The 24240-nt window shown below is 69.5% G+C and carries 20 protein-coding genes and 1 pseudogene; 7 read left to right on the forward strand and 14 right to left on the reverse strand.

All coding sequences use genetic code 11. The annotated features are described in order from the left end of the window. The first annotated feature begins 61 nt into the window (after window positions 1-61). The 3 genes from NGB36_RS10170 to NGB36_RS10180 all read left to right on the forward strand — a co-directional run bounded on the left by NGB36_RS10170 (window position 62) and on the right by NGB36_RS10180 (window position 3295). Window positions 62-250, forward strand: coding sequence for a hypothetical protein (locus tag NGB36_RS10170; RefSeq protein ID WP_255919844.1), 189 nt, complete (start codon window positions 62-64; stop codon window positions 248-250). A gap of 178 nt (window positions 251-428) precedes the next feature. Further along, window positions 429-782, forward strand: coding sequence for a metal-sensitive transcriptional regulator (locus NGB36_RS10175; protein WP_255919845.1), 354 nt, complete (start codon window positions 429-431; stop codon window positions 780-782). A 26-nt stretch (window positions 783-808) separates the two neighbouring features. After that, window positions 809-3295 carry a plasma-membrane proton-efflux P-type ATPase gene (locus NGB36_RS10180; protein ID WP_255919846.1) on the forward strand — a complete coding sequence of 829 codons (2487 nt, stop codon included), beginning with the start codon at window positions 809-811 and terminating at the stop codon, window positions 3293-3295. Between the two features lie 94 nt (window positions 3296-3389). Here the strand turns inward: NGB36_RS10180 and NGB36_RS10185 are convergent, their stop codons facing one another. Next, window positions 3390-3926: a nitroreductase family deazaflavin-dependent oxidoreductase gene (locus tag NGB36_RS10185; RefSeq protein WP_255919847.1), complete on the reverse strand. Its 537-nt coding sequence runs from the start codon at window positions 3924-3926 to the stop codon at window positions 3390-3392. 865 nt (window positions 3927-4791) lie between these two features. On the opposite strand from NGB36_RS10185, the gene NGB36_RS10190 reads away from it, so the two are divergent. Beyond that, window positions 4792-5796, forward strand: a complete 1005-nt coding sequence (locus NGB36_RS10190) for a YVTN family beta-propeller repeat protein (RefSeq protein WP_255919848.1) — start codon at window positions 4792-4794, stop codon at window positions 5794-5796. Between the two features lie 338 nt (window positions 5797-6134). Here NGB36_RS10190 and NGB36_RS10200 read toward each other — a convergent pair whose 3' ends face one another. Next, window positions 6135-6560, reverse strand: a complete 426-nt coding sequence (locus tag NGB36_RS10200) for a hypothetical protein (RefSeq protein ID WP_255919849.1) — start codon at window positions 6558-6560, stop codon at window positions 6135-6137. Between the two features lie 793 nt (window positions 6561-7353). Here NGB36_RS10200 and gad point away from each other — a divergent pair. Continuing rightward, window positions 7354-8676, forward strand: coding sequence for a glutamate decarboxylase (gene gad, locus NGB36_RS10205; RefSeq protein ID WP_255919878.1), 1323 nt, complete (start codon window positions 7354-7356; stop codon window positions 8674-8676). Window positions 8677-9007: 331 nt separating this feature from the next. Here gad and NGB36_RS10210 read toward each other — a convergent pair whose 3' ends face one another. Continuing rightward, window positions 9008-9148: a hypothetical protein gene (locus NGB36_RS10210; RefSeq protein WP_255919850.1), complete on the reverse strand. Its 141-nt coding sequence runs from the start codon at window positions 9146-9148 to the stop codon at window positions 9008-9010. 573 nt (window positions 9149-9721) lie between these two features. Between NGB36_RS10210 and NGB36_RS10215 the strand changes: the two genes are divergently transcribed. Beyond that, the gene (locus NGB36_RS10215) at window positions 9722-10486 is read left to right on the forward strand and encodes a DUF4118 domain-containing protein (protein ID WP_255919851.1); all 765 of its coding nucleotides are present in this window, start codon (window positions 9722-9724) and stop codon (window positions 10484-10486) included. A gap of 26 nt (window positions 10487-10512) precedes the next feature. On the opposite strand, the gene NGB36_RS10220 is transcribed toward NGB36_RS10215, so the two are convergent. The 11 genes and pseudogenes from NGB36_RS10220 to NGB36_RS10275 form a co-directional block, all read right to left on the reverse strand. Then, window positions 10513-11985: a sodium:calcium antiporter gene (locus NGB36_RS10220; RefSeq protein ID WP_255919852.1), complete on the reverse strand. Its 1473-nt coding sequence runs from the start codon at window positions 11983-11985 to the stop codon at window positions 10513-10515. Window positions 11986-12087: 102 nt separating this feature from the next. After that, the gene (locus tag NGB36_RS10225) at window positions 12088-12249 is read right to left on the reverse strand and encodes a hypothetical protein (RefSeq protein WP_255919853.1); all 162 of its coding nucleotides are present in this window, start codon (window positions 12247-12249) and stop codon (window positions 12088-12090) included. Between the two features lie 133 nt (window positions 12250-12382). Beyond that, window positions 12383-13365: pseudogene (locus tag NGB36_RS10230) on the reverse strand (cytochrome c oxidase assembly protein). A gap of 136 nt (window positions 13366-13501) precedes the next feature. After that, window positions 13502-14224, reverse strand: coding sequence for a Dyp-type peroxidase (locus NGB36_RS10235; protein WP_372509407.1), 723 nt, complete (start codon window positions 14222-14224; stop codon window positions 13502-13504). Between the two features lie 432 nt (window positions 14225-14656). Continuing rightward, window positions 14657-15466 carry a hypothetical protein gene (locus tag NGB36_RS10240; RefSeq protein WP_255919855.1) on the reverse strand — a complete coding sequence of 270 codons (810 nt, stop codon included), beginning with the start codon at window positions 15464-15466 and terminating at the stop codon, window positions 14657-14659. Between the two features lie 173 nt (window positions 15467-15639). Continuing rightward, on the reverse strand, window positions 15640-15819 hold the full coding sequence (locus NGB36_RS10245; protein ID WP_255919856.1) for a hypothetical protein: 180 nt from the start codon (window positions 15817-15819) through the stop codon (window positions 15640-15642). 354 nt (window positions 15820-16173) lie between these two features. After that, the gene (locus NGB36_RS33400; RefSeq protein ID WP_308288826.1) at window positions 16174-20436 is read right to left on the reverse strand and encodes a SpoIIE family protein phosphatase; all 4263 of its coding nucleotides are present in this window, start codon (window positions 20434-20436) and stop codon (window positions 16174-16176) included. 55 nt (window positions 20437-20491) lie between these two features. Beyond that, window positions 20492-21223: an SDR family oxidoreductase gene (locus tag NGB36_RS10260; protein WP_255919857.1), complete on the reverse strand. Its 732-nt coding sequence runs from the start codon at window positions 21221-21223 to the stop codon at window positions 20492-20494. Window positions 21224-21282: 59 nt separating this feature from the next. Beyond that, the gene (locus NGB36_RS10265) at window positions 21283-22194 is read right to left on the reverse strand and encodes an ABC transporter substrate-binding protein (RefSeq protein ID WP_255919858.1); all 912 of its coding nucleotides are present in this window, start codon (window positions 22192-22194) and stop codon (window positions 21283-21285) included. A 148-nt stretch (window positions 22195-22342) separates the two neighbouring features. Next, entirely contained in the window at window positions 22343-23068 is a 726-nt protein-coding gene (locus tag NGB36_RS10270) for an SDR family NAD(P)-dependent oxidoreductase (RefSeq protein WP_255919859.1), read from the reverse strand. Window positions 23069-23094: 26 nt separating this feature from the next. Beyond that, window positions 23095-23775 carry a TetR/AcrR family transcriptional regulator gene (locus NGB36_RS10275; RefSeq protein ID WP_255919860.1) on the reverse strand — a complete coding sequence of 227 codons (681 nt, stop codon included), beginning with the start codon at window positions 23773-23775 and terminating at the stop codon, window positions 23095-23097. Between the two features lie 155 nt (window positions 23776-23930). Here NGB36_RS10275 and NGB36_RS10280 point away from each other — a divergent pair. Continuing rightward, window positions 23931-24240: carboxymuconolactone decarboxylase family protein (locus NGB36_RS10280; protein ID WP_255919861.1), on the forward strand; the 310-nt coding region annotated here is incomplete at its 3' end.

Consider the following 24240-nt stretch of genomic DNA (forward strand, 5'->3'; position numbering starts at 1 on the left):
CGTGATCAGGCGGCCCGAACCGGACTGTTGGACCGTCTGGTTATGCGGCGAGGACAAGGTTGTGCAGGCGAGCGACGACCTCGAGGGTGCGCGGGAAGCCATCGCCGCGCTGTCGGAAGTCACTGACGTTCTTGTGGCGATGCATCCGGCCGAAGACACGCTGCACGCGAGCGCGAACCTTGCGGGGGACGGCTTTGTCCACTCGAATCCATCTGACGTGCACGTTCACCGAGAAGTGTCAGTCGCATGAGGAGGCGCTCACGCTCCGGTCCCGGTCCGGGTCCTCTGGCCCTCCCCCAGGGCGGGTCGGCCCTCCCCCTCCCCGGTGGGGTGGGGGTTTGCTGGTTCACGAGCCCCTTGCGGGCTGCCGTCTGCCAGCCCGCAGCGGACCTTCGGCGGTTAGAGGTGGCGTGATGGCGGGTGATGGGATGAGCAGCGCCCCCCGCGAGCTCCTGGGACGGCCGGCCCTGGCCTACAGCGCTGTCGGCCGGGAGGGGCGTCGAGCCGCGCTGCGGCGGTTGCGCACTGCGCGCGGCCACTTGGACGCGGTCGTGCGGATGCTGGAGAGCGACCGGTACTGCGTGGACGTCCTGCAGCAGCTGGCCGCGGTCGAGGGCGCGATCGTCAGGGCTCGGCGCGCGGTTTTCGAAGCGCATGTTCGGGGCTGCGTGGTTGACGCGGTCCGCCAGGGCGCCTTGGAGGACGGGGTGCACGAACTGCTCGCGGTGGTCTTCGGGGACCGCCCGCCCACCGGCCGGGCCGAGGACAGGCCGATCCCATGAGCCGAGGCGGAAGGGAAGTCGGTGCCATGCCGACGGCGGACCTTGCGCGGATGCCGATGCCCGAGGCGCTGAGCGAGCTGGACGCCTCCCGCGGCGGCCTGTCCGGCGATCGGGCGCGTGTGCGTCTGGAGCGTTACGGGCCGAACGAGATCGCCGAGGAACACCGCAACGCCCTGCTGGTCTTCCTCGGCTACTTCTGGGCGCCGATCCCGTGGATGATCGAGGCCGCGCTCATGCTCTCCCTGGCGGTGCGGCACTGGGCCGACGCTGTGATCATCGGGGTGCTGCTGGCGATGAACGGGGTGGTCGCCTTCGCCGAGGAACACCAGGCGGCCAACGCCATCGCCGCGCTGAAGCAGCGGCTGGCGACCACGGCCCGGGTCCTGCGGGACGGGGGGTGGACGACGGTTGCGGTGCCGGAGCTGGTCCCGGGCGATGTGATCCGCATCCGGCTCGGAGACGTCGCCCCGGCCGATGCCCGGCTGCTGGACGAGGTGTCGCTGCAAGTGGACCAGTCGGCGCTGACCGGCGAGTCGCTACCGGTCACCCGAGGGGCCGGGGATGTGCTGTACTCCGGGGCCGTGGTGGTGCGCGGTGAGGCCGACGCGCTGGTGTACGCAACCGGTGCGGCCAGCTACTTCGGCCGCACCACCGCCCTGGTGGAGACCGCCGGGACGGTCAGCCACTTCCAGCGCGCGGTGCTGCGCATCGGCCACTACCTCATCGTCCTGGCACTGGGACTGGTGACGCTCACCGTGGTGGTCTCCGTGGCACGCGGGAACCCGGTGCTGGCCGTCCTGGAGTTCGCGCTGGTGGTCACGATCGCCTCGGTGCCGGTAGCGCTGCCTGCGGTGCTGTCGGTGACCATGGCGGTCGGCGCCCGCCACCTCGCCCGCCGCCAGGCGGTGGTCTCCCACCTGCCGGCGGTGGAGGAATTGGGCGGCATCGACGTACTGTGCTCGGACAAGACCGGAACCCTCACCCAGAACCGCCTGGCGGTCGCCACCCCCTGGACCGCACCAGGCGTGACCGCCGACGAGCTGCTGACGGCCGCCGCCCTCGCCTCCCGCGCCGAGGACCAGGACCCCATCGACCTCGCCGTACTCGCCCGCGCCGCCAGCCTGCCCCGTCAGGTGGCCACGGACTTCGTGCCGTTCGACCCCGTCTCCAAACGCACCCAGGCCACCGTGGCCGACGACGCAGACGGCAGCACGTATCAGGTCAGCAAAGGAGCTCCCCAGGTCATCGCGGCCCTGTGCGCCGCCGATCCCGCCGCGGAGGACGTAGACGTAGCAGTCGCGCAGTTCGCCTCCCGCGGCTACCGCTCCCTCGGGGTCGCCCGCACCGACGCATCACACGCGTGGCGGCTGCTCGGCGTGCTGCCGCTGGCCGATCCACCACGGCAGGACTCGGCCGCCACCGTCACCGCCGCCCGCGACCTCGGCGTGGACGTGAAGATGGTCACCGGCGACCAGATCGCTATCGGCCGGGAGATCGCCCACCGGATCGGCCTGGGCGAACAGATCCTCGACGCAACCGTCCTCGACACTGCCCCGTCGGACACACCACTGCACGACGACGCGGAACTGGCCGAACGGGTGGAGGCCGCCGACGGTTTCGCCCAGGTCTTCCCGGAGCACAAATACCGCATCGTCAAGCTGCTGCAGGCCGGCGGCCACATCGTGGGCATGACCGGCGACGGCGTCAACGACGCGCCGGCGCTGAAGCAGGCCGACGCCGGCATCGCGGTCGCCGGCGCCACCGATGCCGCCCGGTCCGCCGCCGACGTCGTCCTGCTCGCCCCTGGTCTGTCGGTCATCGTCGACGCCATCCGGCAAGCGCGCGAGATCTTCGCCCGGATGACCAGTTACGCCACCTACCGCATCGCCGAGACCATCCGGGTCCTGCTGCTGATCACTCTGGCGATCGTCGCGGTCAACTTCTTCCCCGTCACCCCCATCATGATCGTCTTCCTGGCGCTCCTCAACGATGGAGCGATCCTGTCCATCGCCTACGACCACGTCCGCGGCTCGCCCCGGCCCGCCGCCTGGGACATGCGCACCGTGCTGACCGTGGCCACCGCACTGGGGCTGATGGGCGTCGCCGAGACCTTCCTCCTCTTCGCCCTCGCCGACCAGGTCTTCGGCCTGAGCCGGGATCTCATCCGCACCCTGATCTACCTCAAGCTGTCCGTCTCCGGACACCTCACCATCTTCGTCACCCGCACCCGCGGACCCTTCTGGTCCCGCCCGGCCCCCGCCCCCGTCCTGCTCGGCGCGGTGGTGGGCACCCAGCTCATCGCCACCCTCATCGCCGTCTACGGCGCGCTGATGACCCCGCTCGGCTGGGGCCTGGCCGGCATCGTCTGGGCCTACGCCGTCATCTGGTTCCTCGTCGAGGACCGGGTCAAGCTCGCCGCCCACCACTGGCTCGACACCCACCCGCGACCCCAACACTCGTCACCGGCGCGGAGTTTCGATACTCAGCGCTTCAGTGTTCGCACCGGCGAATGAACGTCCGGAACCGGAAGATCGCCAAAGCCGTGAAGCTCAAGACCAGCGTCCCAGGGTTACGCGGCAGTCGGCCCTTCGACCCGTCTCATCACATTCACCGGCTCCCACGCATACCTGCTTCGCCCGACGGCCGCCCAGAATGCCCCGCGCCGACCGGGGTGAGCCGGACGAAGCGGATGTGATCACGTCCCGCCTGGCAGAAGTCCGCGCGGCTGCCGTCCACCTGCAGTCCGCACACCCGCATCAACTGTGCTGCGGCCCGTGGATGGCGCGTGGCGTACTCGGCCATTGCGCTGCCGCACTCTTCGGGCGTGAGCAAGGCTGCTACTGCCGCCGCTCGCCGCCGGCCCACTCGGATGGTGACGGCGGGGTCCTGGCGCACGTTGCGATACCACTGAGCGTTGACACCGAACCCGGAGGCCACCAGATAGGCGTCGGTTTCGCAGTCGCGTCCGGCGACTTCCAGCAGGACCTGACGCTGTTGACCAGTCAGGCGCCCGGTGTGGGTGAGGAGCACGAACCGCTGTCCGAACAGCCATCCCAGATGCCAGTGGTACAGGCGGATGGGGGCGCGCACCAGCAGGCGGCGCAGGCCGGTCGGCGATGGAACGTCTTTCACCTTGCGCAGCACCCCAGTCTCCCTTCGCATACCGACCCGCAGCCGCCACGCCGGAACCGGTCAGGTCCCCCGGCAGGTCACCGCCCGTCACGCACGTGACCGAAGAGGCAGCAGACCGGACCGTCAGCGCCGCCCGTTCAGCCTGCCGACGACGCGCCGTCCGCACCGCACGCATCGCGGAGCTCCCGTATCGGTATAGGGCGGAAGTACCCACACGCCCCCGATCTGGAAGTACTCCCGCACCTCTCCGCTCGGGGTCTCACAGTGCCGTACCCCGTACTGCCGCTCGCACCGATGGCCGCACTTCGGACAGATGAACTCGACAAGGTCCACACCCGTCTCGACCAGCATGCGTCCCCCTCCCCTGGCAACGACACACGCCCGACGAAGCAGGCGAATGCGACCATCGGCCCTTACTATTGCCATAAGCAAAATTAGCACACGGCAAAACAGGCTGCATTCGAACGTCGGTACACCTGGACACCCTTGGCCACTCCGATACGTACGCCCCCTGGTCGGGTAGCGGCCAACCATACGTTTGCTTACGTTTGTGGGGGAAAACCCCCCTGTTTCCCAACGGGAGGCTCCGGTGCGTCGGCAAGGTTTCCGGGCCGTTATGGCCTGCGGCCTGACGGCCGCGGCGGGGTCCCTGGCGGCAGGCATCGGCGCGAATTCCAGCCACACGCCCTCGGGTGCGACAGCACCGACTGGCCGCTGGAACGGACCGCGGCGTGATCCGCACCTTCCGCCTCCGCTGGCCGACCTGCGCAGCATCGTCGCCCCCGGGTGGCTCCAGGCCGTGACCGGCCATCGGCCCGCCCGTCGGAAAGCACAGGCCGCAGGCGTCGCTGGCATCTACAAGTACGCCGGAGCTGGAATGTTCAGCCCAGCGGTGGCAGGCGACCCCCAACTGGTGTACGTCCCCAACAGCGGCGAGCCCGGCATGGGCGGAGGACGCCCCTCGGCCAATCCCGACCGCGACACGGTCACCGTCATCGACCCGAAGACCTTCAAGATCGTCGGCCACTTCACGGTCGGCGCCCTGCCGCAACACGTCACCCCCTCCTGGGATCTGAAGACGCTGTGGGTCGACGCCAGCGGCAGCAACCAACTCGTCCCCATCAACCCCCACACCGCCAAACCCGGCAAACCCGTTCCGGTCAGCGCGCCCTACAACCTGTACTTCACGCCCGACGGCAGCAGCGCCCTGGCCTTCGCCGAGCGCCGCAACCGCATCGAGGTCTTGGATCCCCACACCATGAAGCTGCGGCGCACCGTCGCGGTTCCCTGCCGGGGCCTCAACCACGCGGACTTCTCCGCGGACGGCACCTACTTCCTCACCACCTGCGAGTTCTCCGGCCAGTTGCTCAAATACGACACCAAGACGCTGCGGCTCCTCGACGACGTCCGCCTCGGCCGGCACGTCGTACCCCAGGACATCCGGCTCGGACCGGACGGACGCACCTTCTATGCGGCGTCGTTCGCCAGGGGCGGGCTGGTCGTCGTCGACGGAGCGACGATGAAGGCCGAAGGCTTCATCGCCACCGGCGCCGGCACGCATGGCATCTACCCGAGCCGAGACGGCAGACGGCTGTATGTCTCCAACCGCAACGACGGATCGGTGAGCGTTGTCGATCCAGCCACCCGCAAGGTCACCAGCACCTGGACCATTCCCGGCGGCGGATCCCCCGACATGGGCAGCGTCAGCGCCGACGGCAGCCAGCTGTGGCTCTCCGGGCGCAACACCGACCAGGTCTACGTCTTCTCCACCAAAGACGGCCATCTGCTCGCCCGCATCCGCGTCGGCGCCAACCCGCACGGCCTGACCTACTTCCCCCAGCCCGGCCGCTACAGCGTCGGCCACACCGGCAACTACCGCTGACCGGAGCCGGCAGGCTGCTGAGCGCCGGGGCAGTCGCCGCCTGGATCCCTGACTCCTTCTGGCGCGCCTTCGTCTTCAGCAGGCACCCCCTCGCCGCCAAGCCGTGGGGGCCGCTGATCGCCCCGTTGGTGGCCACGACACCTCGTTCGTCTGCCCTGCTGATCGTCCCGATCCTGAGCATCTACCGGAAGTACTACGGGCTGCGGATGATGGGCGGCTCGCCGGAGGGGCACGGGCACGGCGCCGGATCCCCACTACCTGAAGGAGCATGCGGTACGGTCCCCACCGGCCGGGAAAAGTGCATCACGACGAGGATCGATCATCGGCTCACGATGGATCTAACCGCGGTGAAAGCGCAGCAGTGAGCGGCTGCTCTTCACCACCACTGTCAAGGCCAGAATCACCAGTGCCCCTTCCACGGCGAGGCTGGCCAGACCGAGTGGCTCCAGCCAGTTTCCCCGGTCTTCGCTGTAGTCCGGCAGGCCAGGACCACGGGAGAGCAGATACCCGACAAGGGGGCAGATCCCCACGCCCGCGGCGAGCAGCCAACCCTCACTTAGGACCCGTCCCGGCCTGGCTGCAATCAGCAACACAGCGCCGAGGAGGCCGGCGGCCTCCAGCAGGTAGTAGCCAACACCTACGTAACGCGGTGTCCTGTTACCGGGGAAGCCGCCCTGGTCTTGAACATGGATCCACGCAACCGTAAGGCACAACAGCGCCGCACACAGTCGCGGCAGAAGCCGAACACCAAAGCCCACGGCCATACGCAGACCTCCTGGACGTTCAGAGAAGGGAATCGACTCCTTGTGACACTGTGTGATCCCTACCACCGAGAGCTCCAGCAACCAACGGCCGCTGCGCCAGCCAGAGTACCCGCGGCTGGGCGCCGTGGGCCGCACACCCGCTCGCACGCGACCTCACGCGGGACTAGCTCGCGTCGGCCGACGCCGGCCGCGGCATCGCCGGGTTCGCCACCACGCCCGACAACCGACGGTCGACGACTACTCGCCACCCGGGCCATGGCGGCGGCCTCCCTCCTCCGCCCCAATGGCGACGAGACCGACTCCCGCGCCACGTGCCATACCTGCATCGACGGCAGCCAGCGGCTCGGATTCGTCAACGACGTCGCGAGGAACTGGCGGACGGTCGGCCGCTCATCCCCAAACGGACCCTGAAGCACCCACCGCATCACCTGCGCTGACCTCGAACGGGCCCGCGACCTGTGGACCGTCAGCACCTTGATCACCGCACCACTCGACCAAGCAGGCCACCCCCTGGCCGAGGGCCGGCCCTCGTGATCCGCCCGGCATGCGGGCGGGTGATCGGAATCAGCAAACACTTACGATATTCGTACAGATTATCGCATGCCGTGGAAAGTCGCACTCTCATCTCGGCAATTCACTAGCAAAGCTGGACAGAACTGGCAAGAAACACTGTGATCAACGGCGTAGCGTCCCTGTCTGGACTGCGGAGGGAGGTCCTCCGACGTCCTGGAAGGAGCCCGCTGTGGCATTGCAGCATGCCGCCTGTCCCCCGAGGTGCACCTGTGATGATCACCTGTCCGCCACGCAATTCACACCGGGACGCGACGTATTGCGTCCCGCCCGCACAGAGCTGCCTGAGGAGGAGATGGAACCGGAGGCTGCCTACCGGCTGATTCACGACGAACTGATGCTGGACGGCAACGCACGGCTCAACCTGGCTACCTTCGCCACAAGTTGGATGGAGCCACAGGCCCGAGCACTGATGAACGAGTCGCTGGCGAAGAACGCCGTGGACAGGGAGGAGTACCCGCAAACCGCCGCGATGGAGGAGCGGTGCGTGCGCATGCTGGCGCGATTGTGGCATGCCCCAACGCCGGATACCTGCGTCGGCTGCTCCACCACCGGCTCCAGTGAGGCGGCGATGCTCGCCGGACTGGTGCTCAAACGCCGCTGGCAACAACGTCGTCGGGCATCAGGATCGGCATGCGGCCGACCGAATCTCGTGATGGGCGCCAACGTCCAGGTGTGCTGGAAGAAGTTCGCCCGGTACTTCGACGTAGAGCCGCGGCTCGTACCGCTGGAGACTGGCCAGTATCACCTGACCCAGGAACGTCTGGCCCGATACTGCGACCAGAACACCATCGGTGTCGTCTCCGTCCTCGGTTCCACCCTCGACGGCTCCTACGAACCGGTGGACCGGATCTGCGCCGCGCTGGACGCCCTGGAGGGGCGTACCGGCATGGACATTCCCGTCCATGTGGACGGCGCCTCGGGGGCCATGGTCGCCCCCTTCCTGGACCCGGACCTCGCCTGGGACTTCCGGTTGGACCGCGTTGTGTCCATCAACGCATCCGGCCACAAGTACGGCCTGGTCTATCCCAGCATCGGCTGGGCGATCTGGCGCGACACCGAGACCGTACCCGAGGATCTGATCTTCCAGGTCAACTACCTCGGCGGCCATATGCCGACCCTCGGGTTGAGCTTCTCTCGCCCGGCATCCCAGGTGGCGGCTCAGTACTACAGTTTCCTGCGCTACGGCCGCGCCGGACTCCGCCGAGCCCAAGGACGCTGCCGCGCCATCGCACAAGCACTGGCGGCCGAGATCGCCACCATCGGGCCCTTCCGGCTACTCAGCGACGGATCCCAACTACCAGTCATCGCCTTCTGCCTGGCGCCGGACACCGACAACTTCACCGTGTTTGACGTCTCCCGCACTCTGCGAGAGCGGGGCTGGCAGGTTCCCGCATACACCCTTCCCAAGAACCGCGAGGACCTGGCAGTCCTGCGCGTCGTGGTTCGCCACGGATTCAGCGGCGAACTCGCCCAGCTGTTCCTGGATGATCTGCAACGCGTCACGGACCAACTGGCCAAACAAGCTGCCCCCGCCAATCACTGACCCAAGCCAGGCGTCGTAGCCCCGGGGACCTCCAGCCAAGCGCCCAGCTATGGCATCGGCCCTAGCAATTTGCAGCCCGGCCCCCGTCGACGCTCCACAAGGGAGCCAAAACGGGCGATCGCGATAATCGGGAATCGCGTATTCCTCAGCCGCTATGGGCTCGTGGCACCCGTGGCCGTCACCGCCCCCCTGCCACCGGTGGCGGGCCCATAGTTACTGCTGTGGTGACCGGTCAGCACGGCCCGACGCGACGTACGTAGTACGTAAGCAGCGACGGCCAGTCACGGGCGCCGGGCGGTTCAACGGCCTGGCGCCCGGGGTCCCATGGCGGCTATTTCCTGGTGCAGACCGTGTGGGGCTTGACCCAGACCTTCTTGGTCTTGCCGTGGCTGGCAACCGTCCGCGCGGCCTCCCACGCCCCGCCCCAACCGTTGGATGACGAGCGGCCGTGCCGGTCATCCGATTCCGTCATCGGGCGGTCCTGCCCTCGCCGGACGCCACCAGGACGTACCCTCGACTCGGCGCAGGATGATTAGAAAATCATGTATTTCATGTTTCGTCAGTATATGACAAACCGCATGCGCTGCGCCCATTCCCGGCACGGGTAGCACCAGGCCATTGAACTGGGGCGATCGGAGAGCCTGGCAGCACGGTCAGATCTCTTGGCGGTCTTGCCTGGTCGGCCTGCGCTCGGACGTCAGGTGGCCGGGAAGTCTGATCGGCGCGAGATCCGTCGTGGTCGAAGTCGGCTATCAGGAGTGGACGATGAGCCCAGAGCATGCATCCACCAGCAGTCTTCCCAGCCGTGCGGGCTTCCAGTTGCCCGAGGATGTGCGGTCGCCGCGGTTGTCGTGCTCGTGGTGGGCGTCGCAGGAGCGATCGTGCACACCGGCTCGTTCTTCGTTCCTGCCCTGGTGGCGATGGGCGGGGCTGTCGTCAAGCTATGGCACGAACGAGCCTAGGTCCAGCCTGCCGTCCGCCCCGCACCCGTTCTCTACCGGTTGTGGTGTGGACGGCGCCGTGCCCGACCTGGTAGTGCGGAGACATGATGACCTTCCTGAAGCTGCACCGCGGCCGGCTCCTTGCGCTGGCCGGGCTGATCGCGCCGTTGGTCGCCTGCGCCGTGCTCGTGCCGTTCCGGACGCATTTCCTCAACTCGGATGCGGCACTGGTGCTGGTGGCGGTCGTAGTCGCGGTAGCCGCAAGCGGCAGACGGACGGCTGGACTGCTGGCTGCCGTCTCGGCCGCCGCCTGGTTCGACTTCTTCCTGACCCGCCCCTACGAGCGCTTCACCATCACCCGCACCCCGGATATCGAGACCACCGTGCTCCTCGTTCTGGTCGGAGCGGCTGTCACCGAGCTGGCGGCACTTGCCCGCCGCCGCAGCCGCGCCGCTGCCACCGACGAAGCACTACTGGCAGCCGTGCAATCCACCGCCCGGCTCGTAGCGGCGGGCGGTGATGCGCAGACGGTCGTCGGCCAGGTCAAGATCCAGTTGTCGTCCCTGTTGGGGATCCCCGGCTGCACCTTCACCCCCGGCGGCACAACGGCGGCGCTGCGCGGTCCGCGGCTGGATGAGGACGGGAACGTGCTGTGGGGAGGTGCACGCTGGGACGTCGCCGAACACGGCCTTCCGATCGAACCACTGACCGTCCCTGCCTACTACGGCGGTCGGCTCTACGGCCGGTTCATCCTCACCCCCACCGCGCCCATCGCCCCGTCGGTGGCGGCCCGCCAGGTCGCCGTCGCCCTAGCCGACCTCGCCGCCTGCGCCGTAGACCGCGACACCACGTCCCATGCAGGGCCCTGACGTCTCGACATCGCGCAGGGCGGCTATCACAACACCTGGCGGCGCTGCAGGACGGCCGCGCCGAGCGAGGCTGTCGCGGTGGTCGCAGCGATCATCGCAAGCAGGTTGTACTGCAGCGTCGTTGCGAAGACGCCATCCGGCATCCCCAGCACAACACCCAGGACCAGAGCGCATACCCCTGTCGCAGCTGTCCGCCGCCAGCGGCCGGTCAACAACGCGCAACACGGCCCGACGATCAGCACGCCGATCAAGATCAGGTGCCGTCCGGTGGCGGCGTCGCAGATTGCGACCGCGAAGCACAGCGAGAAGCTGAGCAGCCACAGTCGCGTGGCGCTCCAGCCCGTCAGCAGCCCCTGTCTGGCCCGCTCCCCGCCCACGTGCGGCGGTGTGGTCTGCCGGAGATCCTTCGGCCGTACCGGGTGCACGGGAGGGCGGGCCAGCAGCACCGCACACCCGGCGGCGATGATCCCGGCCGGCACCACCGCGGTGACCACGGAAACCGACCCGTTGGCCATACTGACCAGCAGCGCGGCGACAAAGGCCAGATATCCCGCGATCACCACCAGGCCGGAGGCCCGGTATACGCCGTGGTCACGGTAGGCCAGGACCAAGCAGGCCAGGGTGAGCCCGGCATACCAGGCGGCCACCAGCGTGGCCTGCCCCGAGCGGGGACCTAGCCCTAGCACCGCTCCGGGCAGCAGCAGCCCGGCGGCGACGTTGAGCGCGTTGCTGTTCAGCGCCGTGCTCAACACCGCAGCACCCCGGCCACGCGCCGCCAGATACACCGCAGCCACCGCATTCGGCAGACTCGTCACCACCGCCAGCACCAGCCCCCCGGTCACCATGTCCGCCACCGCGAAGTGCCCGCCGACGGCGCTGGCGGCGCGCTCCACCATGCTGCTCGCCCCGACCACACACACCAGCGCCGATACCGCGACCAGCCCGTCGCGCCAGGTACCTGGGTGTGGGCGGATCGCCTCGGACAGCTCCAGCTCCTCCTCATGGATCGCCTCGGCCAGCCACCGCCGCCACCCCTGCGGCAACCACGCGCGCTCCAGCTGCGCGCGCCGCAACCCCAGCACCACCAGATACGGGACCAGCACCGCCATCACCAGCAGCAGCCCAAACAAGGGCGACAGCCAACCCAATACGGTCGCCAGGCACCCGGCGGCAACCCACATCCCGACCGCACCGCCGAGCAGGACCACCCTGCGGTGCAGCGCGATCCGCCCGGCCACCAACGCCGCCACCCCCAGCAGCGCGGCCAGGTTGAACACGTTCGAGCCGATCACCACCCCCGCCCCGACGCTGGACTGCCCATGGATCAACGCTGTGACCGCGGAAGTGATCTCGGGGGCGTCCGCGGCCAGCGCCGCCACCACCCCCAGCAGCGCCTCCGACAACCCGAAACGCTCACCCAACCGCTCCAGCCGCGCCACCAGCAACCAGCTCGCGGCCAGGCTGACCGCCACCCCCACCACGAACAGGACCGACCACACACCCACCGGCATCACGCAACACAACCCGTCCGGCCAGCGAAACCGCCCCGACCCGTGACCACCGTGTGCAGCCCGACGCGCACCGATCCACCCCTCCCGATCTCACCGAAACCGGGGCTGGAACTGCAGGACTCCGTCCAGCAGCCAGACGGCTGCCAGGGCGAGCTGCAGCCACCGACGGGCATCGCGCATCTGCCACTCCGCTGTCGCTGCTGTTGGACGACTGGTCCAACGCATCCTGCCGACTGCGGTGTCGTCGCTCATGGGGTCATTCCTTCCCGGGGGATGGGGTGGCCGACACCACCGAACGGAGGTGCGGCTTCTGAACGGTCAGAGAAATCAAGGGATTTGGCGGGAACGTGGGGCGGGTTCGCGGTCGAGAGGCTTCCGCCAGGGTTCAGCCGCGCTGGTCTCGCGCGGCGAGGCGGGTCAGGTACGCGTTGTACGCGGCGAGTTGGGCATCGTGGTCGCGGTCGGCCTGCCGGTCGGCACGGGCCGCCGCGCGGCGCTCTGAGGCGGCCCAGGAGGCCAGCAGGGCCAGCAGGGCCAGCAGTACGAGGATGGTGGGGACCTCGCTGAAGGCCCAGGCGATGCCGCCGCCGGTGTTCTGGTCGGCGAGCGGGCTGAGGTGCCAGGCGGCCGGGGGGTGGGCGAAGAAGCCCACGATGAGGCTGCTGGACATCATCACGGCGATGCCGAAGAAGGCGTGGAAGGGCATGCCGATGAACAGCTCCAGCATCCGCATCACATGGGAGGGGCGGCGCGGCGCCGGGTCGATGCCCATGATCGGCCAGAAGAACAGCAGCCCGGTGGCGAGGAAGTGCGCCAGCATCCACTCGTGTCCGAGCCAGCTGCCCATCGTGAAGTCGAACAGCGGGGTGAAGTACAGGCCGTAGAGGCTGGCGATGAACAACGGCAGCGTGAACAGCGGCGAGGAGACGATCCGGGCCAGGCGGCTGTGCAGCAGCCGGATCAGCACCTCCCGCGGCCCGGTACGGCCACGAGGTGCCGCAGGCAGGGCCCGCAGCGCCAGAGTGACCGGTGCGCCGAGCAGCAGCAGGTCGGGGAGAGCATGGACAGCACCATGTGCTGGACCATGTGGACGCTGAACAGCTCCATCCCGTACCCGCCCACCCCGGTGCAGGTGACCGCGGCGATGCTGAGCACCCCGAGCGTCCAGCCGAGCGTGCGGTGCAGCGGCCAGGTGTCGCCGCGGCGTCGCAACCGCCCCACCGCCAGGGCGTAGATCACCAGGGCCAGCAGGCAGGCGAAAGGCTCGATCGGGATCGGCTGGGGATGCCAGGCCAGCAGCCGGTCAAGAGTCGGCGGGTCCATGGGCATCCACATCGGCCCGCCCATGGTGGACCCGTGCGTGTGCATCGAGCCGGAGCCCGGCGCCTGTGGGCAGCCCAGCATCGGCATCGACGGCATGCACGGCATCGACCCCATGCCGGACGTAGGTGCCATCCCCGGAGCCGCCAACCAGCTCAGCGTTGCATTGAACGCGGTCATCGCCTCACGCCTCCAACAGGCGTTGGCCGACGTACTCGCCGGGCTGGGCCCCGCCGGGCACGGCGAAGATCGCGCTGGACTCGTGGCGGATGAACCTCGTGAGGTGGTCGCTGCCGTCGAGCTTGAGCTGGATCTGGATGAAGCCGGTGGTCGGGTCCGCCCGCCAGCAGACGAACAGCAGCCCCGCATCAGGGCTGCCGTCCGGCAGGTAACCATCGTGGTAGGAGAACGTGCGCCGCAGGATCGTGGCCCCCGCGTTGGACTGCGCGGCGGCGACCCGGATGTGGGCGTCCGCCGGGATGGCCAGCGACCCGTCCGGGGTGAACTTCTCCAAATCCACCGGCGTGGTCTCGGTGCCCGTCGAGGCCGGGGCCGACAGCGGGGAGCCGTTGGACTTGCGCCGCCCGATGACCTGCTCCTGCTCGGTGGTGGTCAGATCGTCCCAGGGGTCGAGCAGCATGCGGATGCGGCGTACGACGGCGTAGGAGCCGCCGTTCATCCATGCCTGCGGCCCGTTCTTGTCGGGCACGAAGATCTTGGCGTTGAAGTCCTTATCAGTCGGTTTGGGGTTGTTTGTGCCGTCGATCTCGCCCATCAGGTTGCGGACCGTCATCGGGCGGGCGGTGGCACCGGGGGTGCGGTTGAACCCGTTCATCTGCCAACGGGGCGTCGCCGCCCCGGCCGCCTGCTTCTGCAGGATGCGCGGCGCGTGGAAGAGCCGCCGCACGCGGACAGGGCAACGGTGGCCGCCGCGGCAAAGGTCGCGGCCATCGCAAGACGGCGGTGCGCGGACGACGCGAGGGTACGCATCAGGGAACTCTCCTGCAAGGTGGGTACGGCACACAGCCCTCGCCCCGATGGGGAACGTGGCGGCTGCATGCAGGACTGGAAGGCGAGACCAGGCACCCGCAACGAACCGCGCAATAATCCGCTGATGCGCGATCACCGTCAGCGCACACAGACCAGACCGCATGGCCTGCAGGGCAGGCCGATCGGCCGCACGCGTGTGAGGATCATCGACTCGCAGCGTGGATCGCTGCAGGTTCAACTGCAGCGTGACGGGGGTGTCGCGGCGACATCACCGGTGGGTGACGATCTCGCCGAATGGCACGACGGCAGCCCCGAACCCGTCCCCGCCGTGATCAGCGCGCAGGAAGTCTCAGGCCGCCAGAGCCACGGCGGGCGGACCCCGCCGGATGACGCAGTGCTGCAGTACGACGGGCCGAAGCACCCCGACCCGGGAGGTCGTTCGCCGCAGGCGCGTCACGGACAAGCGCTGCCTCAGCAGGCCGGCCACCAGCGCCAGCACCCGCACGGCCGCGAGCAAGCCCCTCAACGGCATCAGGACAGCAAGGTGTTGCGTGATCGCCGCATACAGGCGGACGAGCCTCCACACAGCGGCCTCGCCGCGACGCAGCATCCAGCCCACGATCAGGGCGGCCGTCGCATGCGCGCCGACCATGGACGGCGTGAACATCGAACTCAGCGACATCGCGCCCATCGCGTGCGCGCCGTGATCCGCCATCCCGGGCATGTTCGACATCCCAGCCATGCCCGGCATGTCGGTCACGGCTTTCGCCGGACCGATGCCCGACTGCCGCACGATCTGCGCCGCGCGCTGCGGGGTCAGATGCGCCAATTGCCCGTTGCACAACAGCCGCTCAGCAAGCGCCACGACTGAGCTGGAGCCCTTGGCCGAGGCGGTCATCATCGAGCGGCTCTGTCCGAGGCAGAACAGCAAGTGCAGTCCGAGCTCACCCGCGAGCAAGGTGGCCGCGATGCCGGGCAGCGACCGCTCGCGCCCGGCCAGCGGCGCGACCGCGCACAGCACCCCGGCCCAGCCCGCCGCCAAGGTCCACAGCGGTATTCCGGCCCCGGAGGCCATCACGTGCCCGATCGCGGACAGCGTCACGCAGACTGCCGAGAACACCGCAACTCTCAGCAGCCTCAGATCCGCGCCAGCGCGCACGGGTACCGCCATAACGCCGGCCATCATCCCACCCCACCTCCCCACCCCCGGCGGCGGGGCAGGGGCCACGAGACCCTGAAGGCGGGCTCCCCTCACGCCGGATTCCGGCCGCCGCCATCGACGCCCCGACGTGACGCGCCCGTGCCGCGCATGACAGCCACCGCCTGCCGGGCTCACACGGCAGCGAGCTGGTCCAGCCGCCCCGCCTTGGCCTCCTCCACCAGCGAGGCGAACTGGTCGGCACTCATCTGCACGCGCTGCCCGAAGTCATCGGTGATCACTATGCGCCGGTCACTGGACGCCGCCGGGTCAACGAACAGCTGCGGGCAGCAGCAGACGCTGCGGCAACCCACGCCTACCTTGCGGGCGTGCGGCGCGGCCGGTGGGTGCGCGTTTCCAGCCCGTCGAGCCCGAAGGAGGCGATGTCACGGGCATCGATCAGTTGCATGAGCCGGTTCGGATCCCCGGGCGCGAGCACGCGTCCGCCCCGGGCGACCCGCTAGGTATCGGCGTGCCCGGTGAGCATCCGCGCGGATGCGCCGACCGTACGCGGGTGGAGCCCGCAGGTATCGATCACCGCGTCCCAGTGACGGCCCCTCACCAGCCGTGCGATTTCCCCGTGGCTGCCCGCTCCTTCGGGCACGTGACGGGCACACGGGCCAGGCGCGCACGCACGGTGACCCGTCAGCCGCCGGACCCGCGAGTGTCTACGCGGCAGTAGCGAGCCTGATGAGCAGCAAGGCGATGTCGTCCGTGCGGGGGGCGGTTCTCCGTGCGTGGTCGATCAGGGTTGTGGCGAGCCTGTCCATGGGCTGGGGCGAGGCCTGGCTGAGCTGCGCGGCGAGCCCGGCCATGGCGTCGTCCATGTCGACCCCCGGAGTCTCGACGAGTCCGTCGGTGTACAGAGCGAGGACGGTGCCGGGCGTCAGCGGGATCTCGGTGGAGGGATAGTCCGCGTCGGGGTCGATGCCGAGCAGCAGCCCGGGCGGCAGGGGAAGCAATTCGGTGTGCCCGTCCGGGTGGCGCAGAACCGGTGGGGGGTGCCCGGCAGTGGCCAGGACGGCCCGGCGGCGTGCGAGGTCGAGATGGGCGTACAGGCAGCTGGCGAAGCGACCCGGGTCCATCTCGACCAGCTGGCGGTTGGCGTGCGCGAGGGCGAGCGCCGGCGTGGCCCCTGTGATGGCCTGGGAGCGGATGGCGGGGCGGACCCGGGCCATGAGCGCGGCGGCGTTGACGTTGTGGCCCTGGACGTCGCCGATGACTGCGACCGCGGTGGTGTCGTCCACCCGGACCAGGTCGTAGAAGTCGCCGCCGATGTCCATGCCGCGGACGCTGGGCAGATAACGGGCGGCCACATCCAGTCCGGGGAGGTCGGGCAGCGAGTCGGGGAGCAGAGCCGCCTGCAGGGACTGCGCGAGCTCCTTGCTGGTGTCGTACAGGTGGGCCCGTTCCAGCGCCTGCGCGATCAGTCCCGCGAGCGCGGTGAAGACGACCCGCTCATTGTCGGAGAAGGGGTGGGGACGGTCGAAGGCGAACACGCACGAGCCCACCGGGCGTCCGGAGGCGATCAGCGGCAGAAAGGCCCAGGCGTGCAGACCGTCCTGGTGGGGGGCGGGCGGGTAGGCCCGGGACAGCTCCTCGAAGGTGGCGAAGAAGCTCGGCACGCCGGTTGCGAGGACCCGGACGGCGGGCGCCGAGCAGGTCAACGGCGCTCCGTCGAATTGCTCCAGGAGCCAAGGGCTGTATCCGCGACGGCCGATGACACGCATTCTGCCGCCCTCGGCGGCGAGCAGGGCCACGGTCCGGGCCCCGAAGGCCGACAGCATCTCTTCGGTGACCAGATCGACCACGTCGCCTACGCCCACGGCTTCAGAGAGGGCGGCAGAGAGGTACAGCACCTGGTAGACCTCGCCCAGGGGGATCGGCTCGCGCTGGAACGTCTCCGTCCTGGCGGGCGCTGCCGGCGAGGCTCCGCCCGGACCGGTCGGCGAGATGCGGATGCTCACCCCGGATCCGTCGGGGTAGAGCTCGAACGCGAGCCACCGGTCCGGCGGGAGCATGGCGCCGAAGTAGCCGGGCTGCCGACTGACCACTGCGGCGCGGAAGCGGTCCTCGAAGGCCACATCGGTGGACCAGGGCAAGGACTGCCAGGGCCGCGTGCCGATCAGATCGGGGACGCTGATGCCGAGCAGGGCGGCGGCGGTGGCGCTGACGTAGGTGAACCTGCCCTCCAAGTCGAGGGAGCAGCTGCCCTCTGGCAGCCGTTCGGCGAAGTCCGCCGCGGCCAACGCCTCGGCCGGCTCCCGCCTCCTGGCGGGCGGCTGCGGCAGAGTGCGTGGGAGCGGTCCGGGACCGACGGCGTGGCCGGCGTCGGCGGCGTCGCGCAAGAATCGCCCCAGGCGCCGACAGGCGGCTCCGACCCGCTCCGGGCTCGGACTGGCGGACCCGGCGGTGTCGGAGCCGGGCCAGAACAGCAGCAGGGCACCCCAGACCGTCGTGCCGGTCAGGATCGGCGCCGCGGCCACCGCATGGGGATAAGGCAGGGCGATGGCCGTGCGCGGGTAGCGACGCGCGAACTCCTGGGAGTCGCCGAGCCAGACCGCCCGCTGCTCGCGCACCGCCTCGGCCACCGGAACGGGACTCGACAGCGCCACCCCGAACCAGGGCGCGAGATACTCCGCCGGCAGTCCTACGGTCGCCTCCAGCAACAGCGCCTGCCCGTCGGAGGCCGGCAGGAAGACTGCTCCCGCATGCACGCCTGTGTCGCGCACGGCGCGCTCCAGCAGCGAGTCCAACTCGGTCCGGCGCACCGGGCCGGCGGCGGGCGAAGGGAGGGGTATGTCCGCCCAGGTGATTTTCCCTCGGCCGCTGGGCGAGCTGCCCCACGAGGATGCGAGGGCGTCGACGATGATCAGCCCACGCCCGTGCTCGCCGTCGTTGGGAGTGTCCTCCTCGCCCAGGATCCCGCACGGTATGGGCGGCGTGGCGTCCGCGTCGCGCACCTCGACGCGGATCCGGTCCGGGTAGCGCCGCAGCCGCAAGGTCACGGTGGTGTCCGCGTGGATCAGCGCGTTGGTGACGATCTCCGTCCCCAGCAGCTCGACATCCTCCGCCACATCGTGCATGTCCCACTGTTCCAGGGCCTGCCGGATGAATCTCCGTGCAGTCTCTGGCCCGTGCAGGTCATGCCGTTCTATCCCCATCTGCCGTACCCCGCGCTGCGGATCGCCCCGGAACCCCTCGAACTCGGCCAGTAGCAGCACCGCGTCGTCGCGGCGGACCGGCGGGCTGGGCACCCGGTCGAGGATGCGGTCCGCCAGCCCCTCCAGGTCGCAACCGCAGTCGCTCGCGGCGGCGCAGTCGGTGAGCAGCTGGCGGGCGTGGGCGTCTGCATCCGGAATGCCGGGAGGGCAGACCCCGTTGGTGCGGCACATCAGGATGCACCCGGGTTCGAGGAGGAGGTCGGATACGCGGTAGGGCTCACAGGAGATCCCGCCGGCGCCCAGGGGCACACCTGAGTCGGCCTGCAGCGCCTCCACCCTCCCGTCCGGCCAGCGGACCAGCGGGGCCGGGTGGCCGGCCAGCGCGACCTCCGCGCTGCCATCGGCAGTATCGAGCCTGATCACGCAGCACGTGGCCAGCAGAGAGGTCTGCGCGGCCAGATTTGCGCCCGCCCGATCGAGGACTGCAGCGGGATGGTGCCCCTCGGTCACGTAGGCGTGCACCGCGCTGCGTAGCTGGCCCATGACGCCGGCCGCCTCCCAGGCGTGGCCCTCCACGTCCCCGACCACCAGTGCCACCCGGCCGTCCGGCAGCGGGATCACGTCGTACCAGTCGCCGCCTGTGCCGGCACCGTCCTGAGCGGGGGAGTATCGGGCGGTGGTGGCCAGGTCCGGCACGTCCGGCAGGAGCGGCAGCATCCGCCGCTGCAGGCCCTGCGCCAGACGGTGCTCCGCCTCCGACAGCCCGACGCGTTCCAGGGCTGAGCCAAGGATGTCGCCCGCCATCGTCAGCAGTGCCTGCTCCTCCGGCTCCGGCTCGAACGTTTCCGGTTCGACACCCTCGGCGGCGAAGCCGAGCAGGAGGACGCCGACGGGACGGCCGCCGGCGCGTAGCGGCAGGATGGCCCAGGCCGGCATGGCGTCCAAGGGTGTCGGCGGCCTCCAGCGCCCGTGCAGCTGGCTCCGGGTGAGGAACGCCGGACCGGTGGTGAGGGCGTCGGCGACCGGCGTGCCGCCCTCGGCGGATGCGCCGTGAAGGCGTCCGGCCGCGCCGGGCTGCAGGCCGTTGTGGCCGACCACCCACAGCCGACCGTCGCCCACCGCCAGAAGGGCCACGGCGCCGGCCCCCAGCGGGTCCATGATCCGCAGCCGGGCCACGGACGCCACCTCCGCGCTGCTCAAGGCGCGCAGCAGGCGGGGGTAGAGCTTGTGAATGTGCCACAACATGCTGACGCGGTCGGACCCGATCACGCCGCCCAGGCCCCAGCCGCTGCCCGGCTGCGGCGGTCCGAGAACCGGGAACACCGGCACCCGCCTGCCCGAGCGCACCGCAATGCCCTTTTCCGCCAGCCGCGCCAGATCGGCGCTGAGTCGATCGCCGATCTCCCTCATCCGAGCGCACTGCTCCTGCTCGACGGGTCCGACACGCGCCGGGATCCTCACCACGGTCAGCGCGCCGTACCAGTCGCGGGCGTGGGTCAGCGGCGCAGAGGCGACCGAATAAGGCTTGGGCAGGATACGGGTGGTGCCGATCACCGAGCCGGCCGGAGGGACCACGACCGGCTCGTTGATCAGCGCAACGTGCAGCGAGCGCAAGGCCGTGCTGGAGGCATACCCGCGGCTCATCTCCAGACGGTCCGGCATGAGGAACGTTTCCGGTGGGGAGCCGCAGACCAGCGCGGCATCCAGGTAGTCGCCGTCCTCGCTCACGCGGTAGATGATCCCGGCGACCGCGGATGACGCCTTCATCGCCTCCTGTAGAGCGTCGTACAACAGGCGGTCGAGGTCCTCCCGCCCCGCCTCTTCAGGAGAGCCAGTCGGTGTAGTGCGTGGAGCCAATGCGGGCATCCTTTCGAGCGGTGAGGACGTCGCCGTGGGCGGCGGCGAACAGGCCGGCGGTGTCATCGGTGACGACGGAACGCCCGTCGCCCTTGGTGGTCAGGGTGAGCCGGCCGAGTTCGTCGAGGGGGTAGACGTCGGGGCCTGCGATGTTGACGACGCCGTTCAGCGGGCTGCCTGCGGCGACTTCGGCGACACTGCGGGCGACATCCGCGGCGGCGATCGGCTGGATCGGCGTGCGTGGCAGGCGGACGGTGTCGCCCTCGGTGGTCATATCCAGGGTCGCGTCCATGAACTCCATGAACTGCGTGGCGCGGACGATGGAATATGGGATCGGCCCGGCCTTGAGGATGTCTTCCTGGAGCACCTTCGCCCGGTAGTAGTCCAGCTCGGGCACTTGGTCCGCGCCGACGATCGAGAGGATGACGAAGTGCCCGACCCTGGCCTTCTCGCTCGCGGCAAGAAGGTTGTCCATCGAGGTCTGGAAGAAGGCGAGCGAGGCGTCGTCGAAGGTCGGGGAGTTCGTCAGGTTGATGACGACATCGGCGCCCGCCACGGCCGCGCCCAGCCCCTGGCCAGTAATGATGTCCACGCCTGTGGACAGGGAGTGCGGTACGGCTTGGTGCCCGGCCGCGTTCAGGTTCTCCACGACCCGTGACCCGATCAGCCCGGTTCCGCCGATGACTGCGAACTTCATGGCATGCTCCTTCTTTCGATGATTCACGCCCCATATACGCGTCATGAGGCTCTGATTGCCTAGATAACGGTGACGCCGGCGTCGCCGGGCTCCTGGGCTGTGGTGGTTGCGGTGCGGTAGAAGTCGGCTGCGGTGACGGTGGCGGGGACGCCGAGTTCGGCGGCGACCGCGGTGATCGCGGTGGCGCCGACGGTGAGGTCGGCTTGGCCGTCGGTGGTGAAATACGGTGCGATGAACGTCTCGTAGTGGGCTCGGGCTTCGTCTGCGGTGTGCCGGCCGAGGAATGTCTGCATGTGCCGCACCGTGGTGTCAGGTTCCTTGTGGACCACCTGCAGGGCGCGCCGGTGGGCTCGTACGACGGCCTGGACCGCGGGGTCGTCCGGGTGGATGTGGGTGGGGTCGACGGCCACACCTACGGTGGGGATCCGGAAATAGTCGCCGACCCAGGCCAGCACCTGCCAGCCGTGCTCGGCGGCCACCGCCTCCGGTGCCATGGTGCTGCCGACGTAGGCGGCGTCAATGCTGCCGTCGTGCAGCCCGCGCAGGTCCAGGCCGTAGTCGCCGGGCGAGCGGACGACGGTGTGGACGTCGCGGTCCGGGTCGAGGCCGGCCTGGCGCAGCACGATCCGGGCGAAGCACCCCGGTGCAGTGTGGGGGGCGTGCACCGCCAGCCGTTTGCCGGCCAGGTCGGCCAGGGAGGTCAGGCCGGGGCGGGCGAGGAACCAGAACAGCGGGCGCACGGTGTTGACTTGGAGTGCGACCCAGGGGGTGCCATGGGTCAGCCGGGTCAGCAGTGCCCGGCCGAGCCCGATGGTGGCGCAGTGGCGTAGCCGCTCCCCGTCCCAGGCGCAGCCGTCGCGCAGCGCGACGTGGACGCCCTCGTCGGCGTAGTAGCCCTCCTGGTCGGCGATGTAGGCGACCAGTTCCTCGTGCAGTCCGCGCCCGACATAGGCAAGATCGATCGTGTGCATGAACGTTTTTCCTTGATCGTGTCACCGCCATGCGTCCGCACGCGCCGCGGGAACTGCGGCCCATGGTGCTGAGGTGACGGTGTGTCGGATGAGATCCGGCCGTCGGCCGGACCGGGACGGTATGGCCTCGTGTGCGGGGGACAGGGGGTCAATCCATGGACATGCCGCCGTTGACCGCGGCCGTGGTGCCGGTCATGAAGGCGTTGTCCTCGCTGGTGTAGAAGGCGACCGCTTGGGCGACGTCGGCCGGGCGTGCCAGGCGGCCCACAGGGGTGAGGGCCACCTGCCGCTTCTTGATCTCCTCGTCGAGTGCGGACCCCATGCGGGTGTCCTCCACCGGGCCGGCTACGACGATGTTGACCGTGATGCCCTGCGGGCCCAGTTCCTGGGCGAGGTAGCGGGCGAACTGCTCCAGGGCGGCCTTGGCTGCGCCCAGTGCGATCATGCCCGCCCGGGGACGGCGGCTGAGTCCGGTGCTGATGTAGATGATGCGTCCCCAGCCCTGTTCGCTCATGGCGGGCAGGACGGCCTTGGTGACCGCGAACGCCGCATGCATCTCGGCGTCGATCTTTCCGCCCAGCTCTTCCCACGTCATGTCCTGGAACGACTTGACCGCATACGGGATGAGCGCGTTGTGCACGAGCACGTCGATGCCGCCCCATGCCGCCCGGACCTGCTCGACCATGCTCTCGATCGCCGCTGCCTCGCGCACGTCGGCCTGCACGGCCATGGCCTGGCCGCCTGCGGCCTCGATGCCGGCCACGACCTCCTCGGCCGCCTTGCTGCTGCGCAGATAGTTGACCACCACGCGCATCCCTCGCGCTGCCAGAAGGCGCGCGGTGGCCGCACCGATTCCGCTGCTGGCCCCTGTCACCAATGCCACCCTGCCGGTTGCCCCTGTCACAGGTCCACCTCCCGCTCATCATCGCGGGCCGTCGGAATGACCACCCGGCGTTGCTCATCGTCGATGCCGGAATGTGCTGAGCGGATCGCCCCGTAGAGCACGGTGTCGACGGTCGCCCGCAGCAGATCGGCCGCTGTCCAGTCGAGTTCGCGCGGCAACCGCGAGTTGAGCAGCCGCTCCAACGCACCGCGCGTGATCTCACTCAGCAGCTCAGGCGGCGCCGGCAGCAGTCCCCGCCGGTGCCCGTCCCGGAACAGCTCGTCGAGCCGCCGGTAGACCACCGCGTCCACACGCTGCTCCACGTGCTGGCGCAGCATCGCGTCGCCCCGGCCCGCCGCGAGCTGAGCCGCGCCGATCCTGCCGAGTTCACTGCCTGCCGCGATCAGGAACCGCTGTACCCGCACACCGAACGGCTGTCCTTCCGTGTCCTCGGCCGCCGCCAGCAGCGTGCGCTCCACCGCCGCGAACTGCCGATCCAGCACCGCGGACAGCAGGCTGCGCTTGTCCGGGAAATGGCGGTAGATCGTCTTCTTGCTCATCCCGAGCTCACGAGCGAGATCGTCCATGCTCACCCGTGCGAGACCCGGCGCGAAGAACAGACGGCCGGCCGCCTCCACGATCAGGTCAGCACGCTGCCCGCCACCCTCGGAAACTAGAGAAACTGATTTAGTTTCCATAGTTTTCATCGTGTCTCCCCACCCCTTCGCTGTCAAGGCACGCCTTCCGGGCATAGGACTACGTGACGCACTCCAGCGGCACCCGGACCCTCGCCCCGAGGTGACGGCCAGGCCAGCTACCGCTCGAACGCACACCGCCTTCGTAAAGGAAGACCATGACCAGCGTGAATCTCGGCAAGCAGCACCCTGCCACCTACAAGAACCTGGGGGCGCTCGGCGCGCAGGCCGACACCGCCGTGCAGGAGGCGGGGCTCGACCCGCTGCTGGCCGAGCTGGTGAAAATCCGTGTTTCGCAGCTCAACGGCTGCGCCTTCTGCCTGCGCATGCACACCCGCGACGCCCTCGCCAAGGGCGAGAGCACTGACCGCCTCGCCGTCCTGGCCGCTTGGTGGGAGTCGCAATGCTTCACCCCCCAGGAACGCGCCGCCGTCGCCCTGGCCGAACAGGTCACCGAACTGACCGTCC

Source organism: Streptomyces humicola (assembly GCF_024436035.1).
Classification (GTDB): Bacteria; Actinomycetota; Actinomycetes; order Streptomycetales; family Streptomycetaceae; genus Streptantibioticus_B; species Streptantibioticus_B humicola.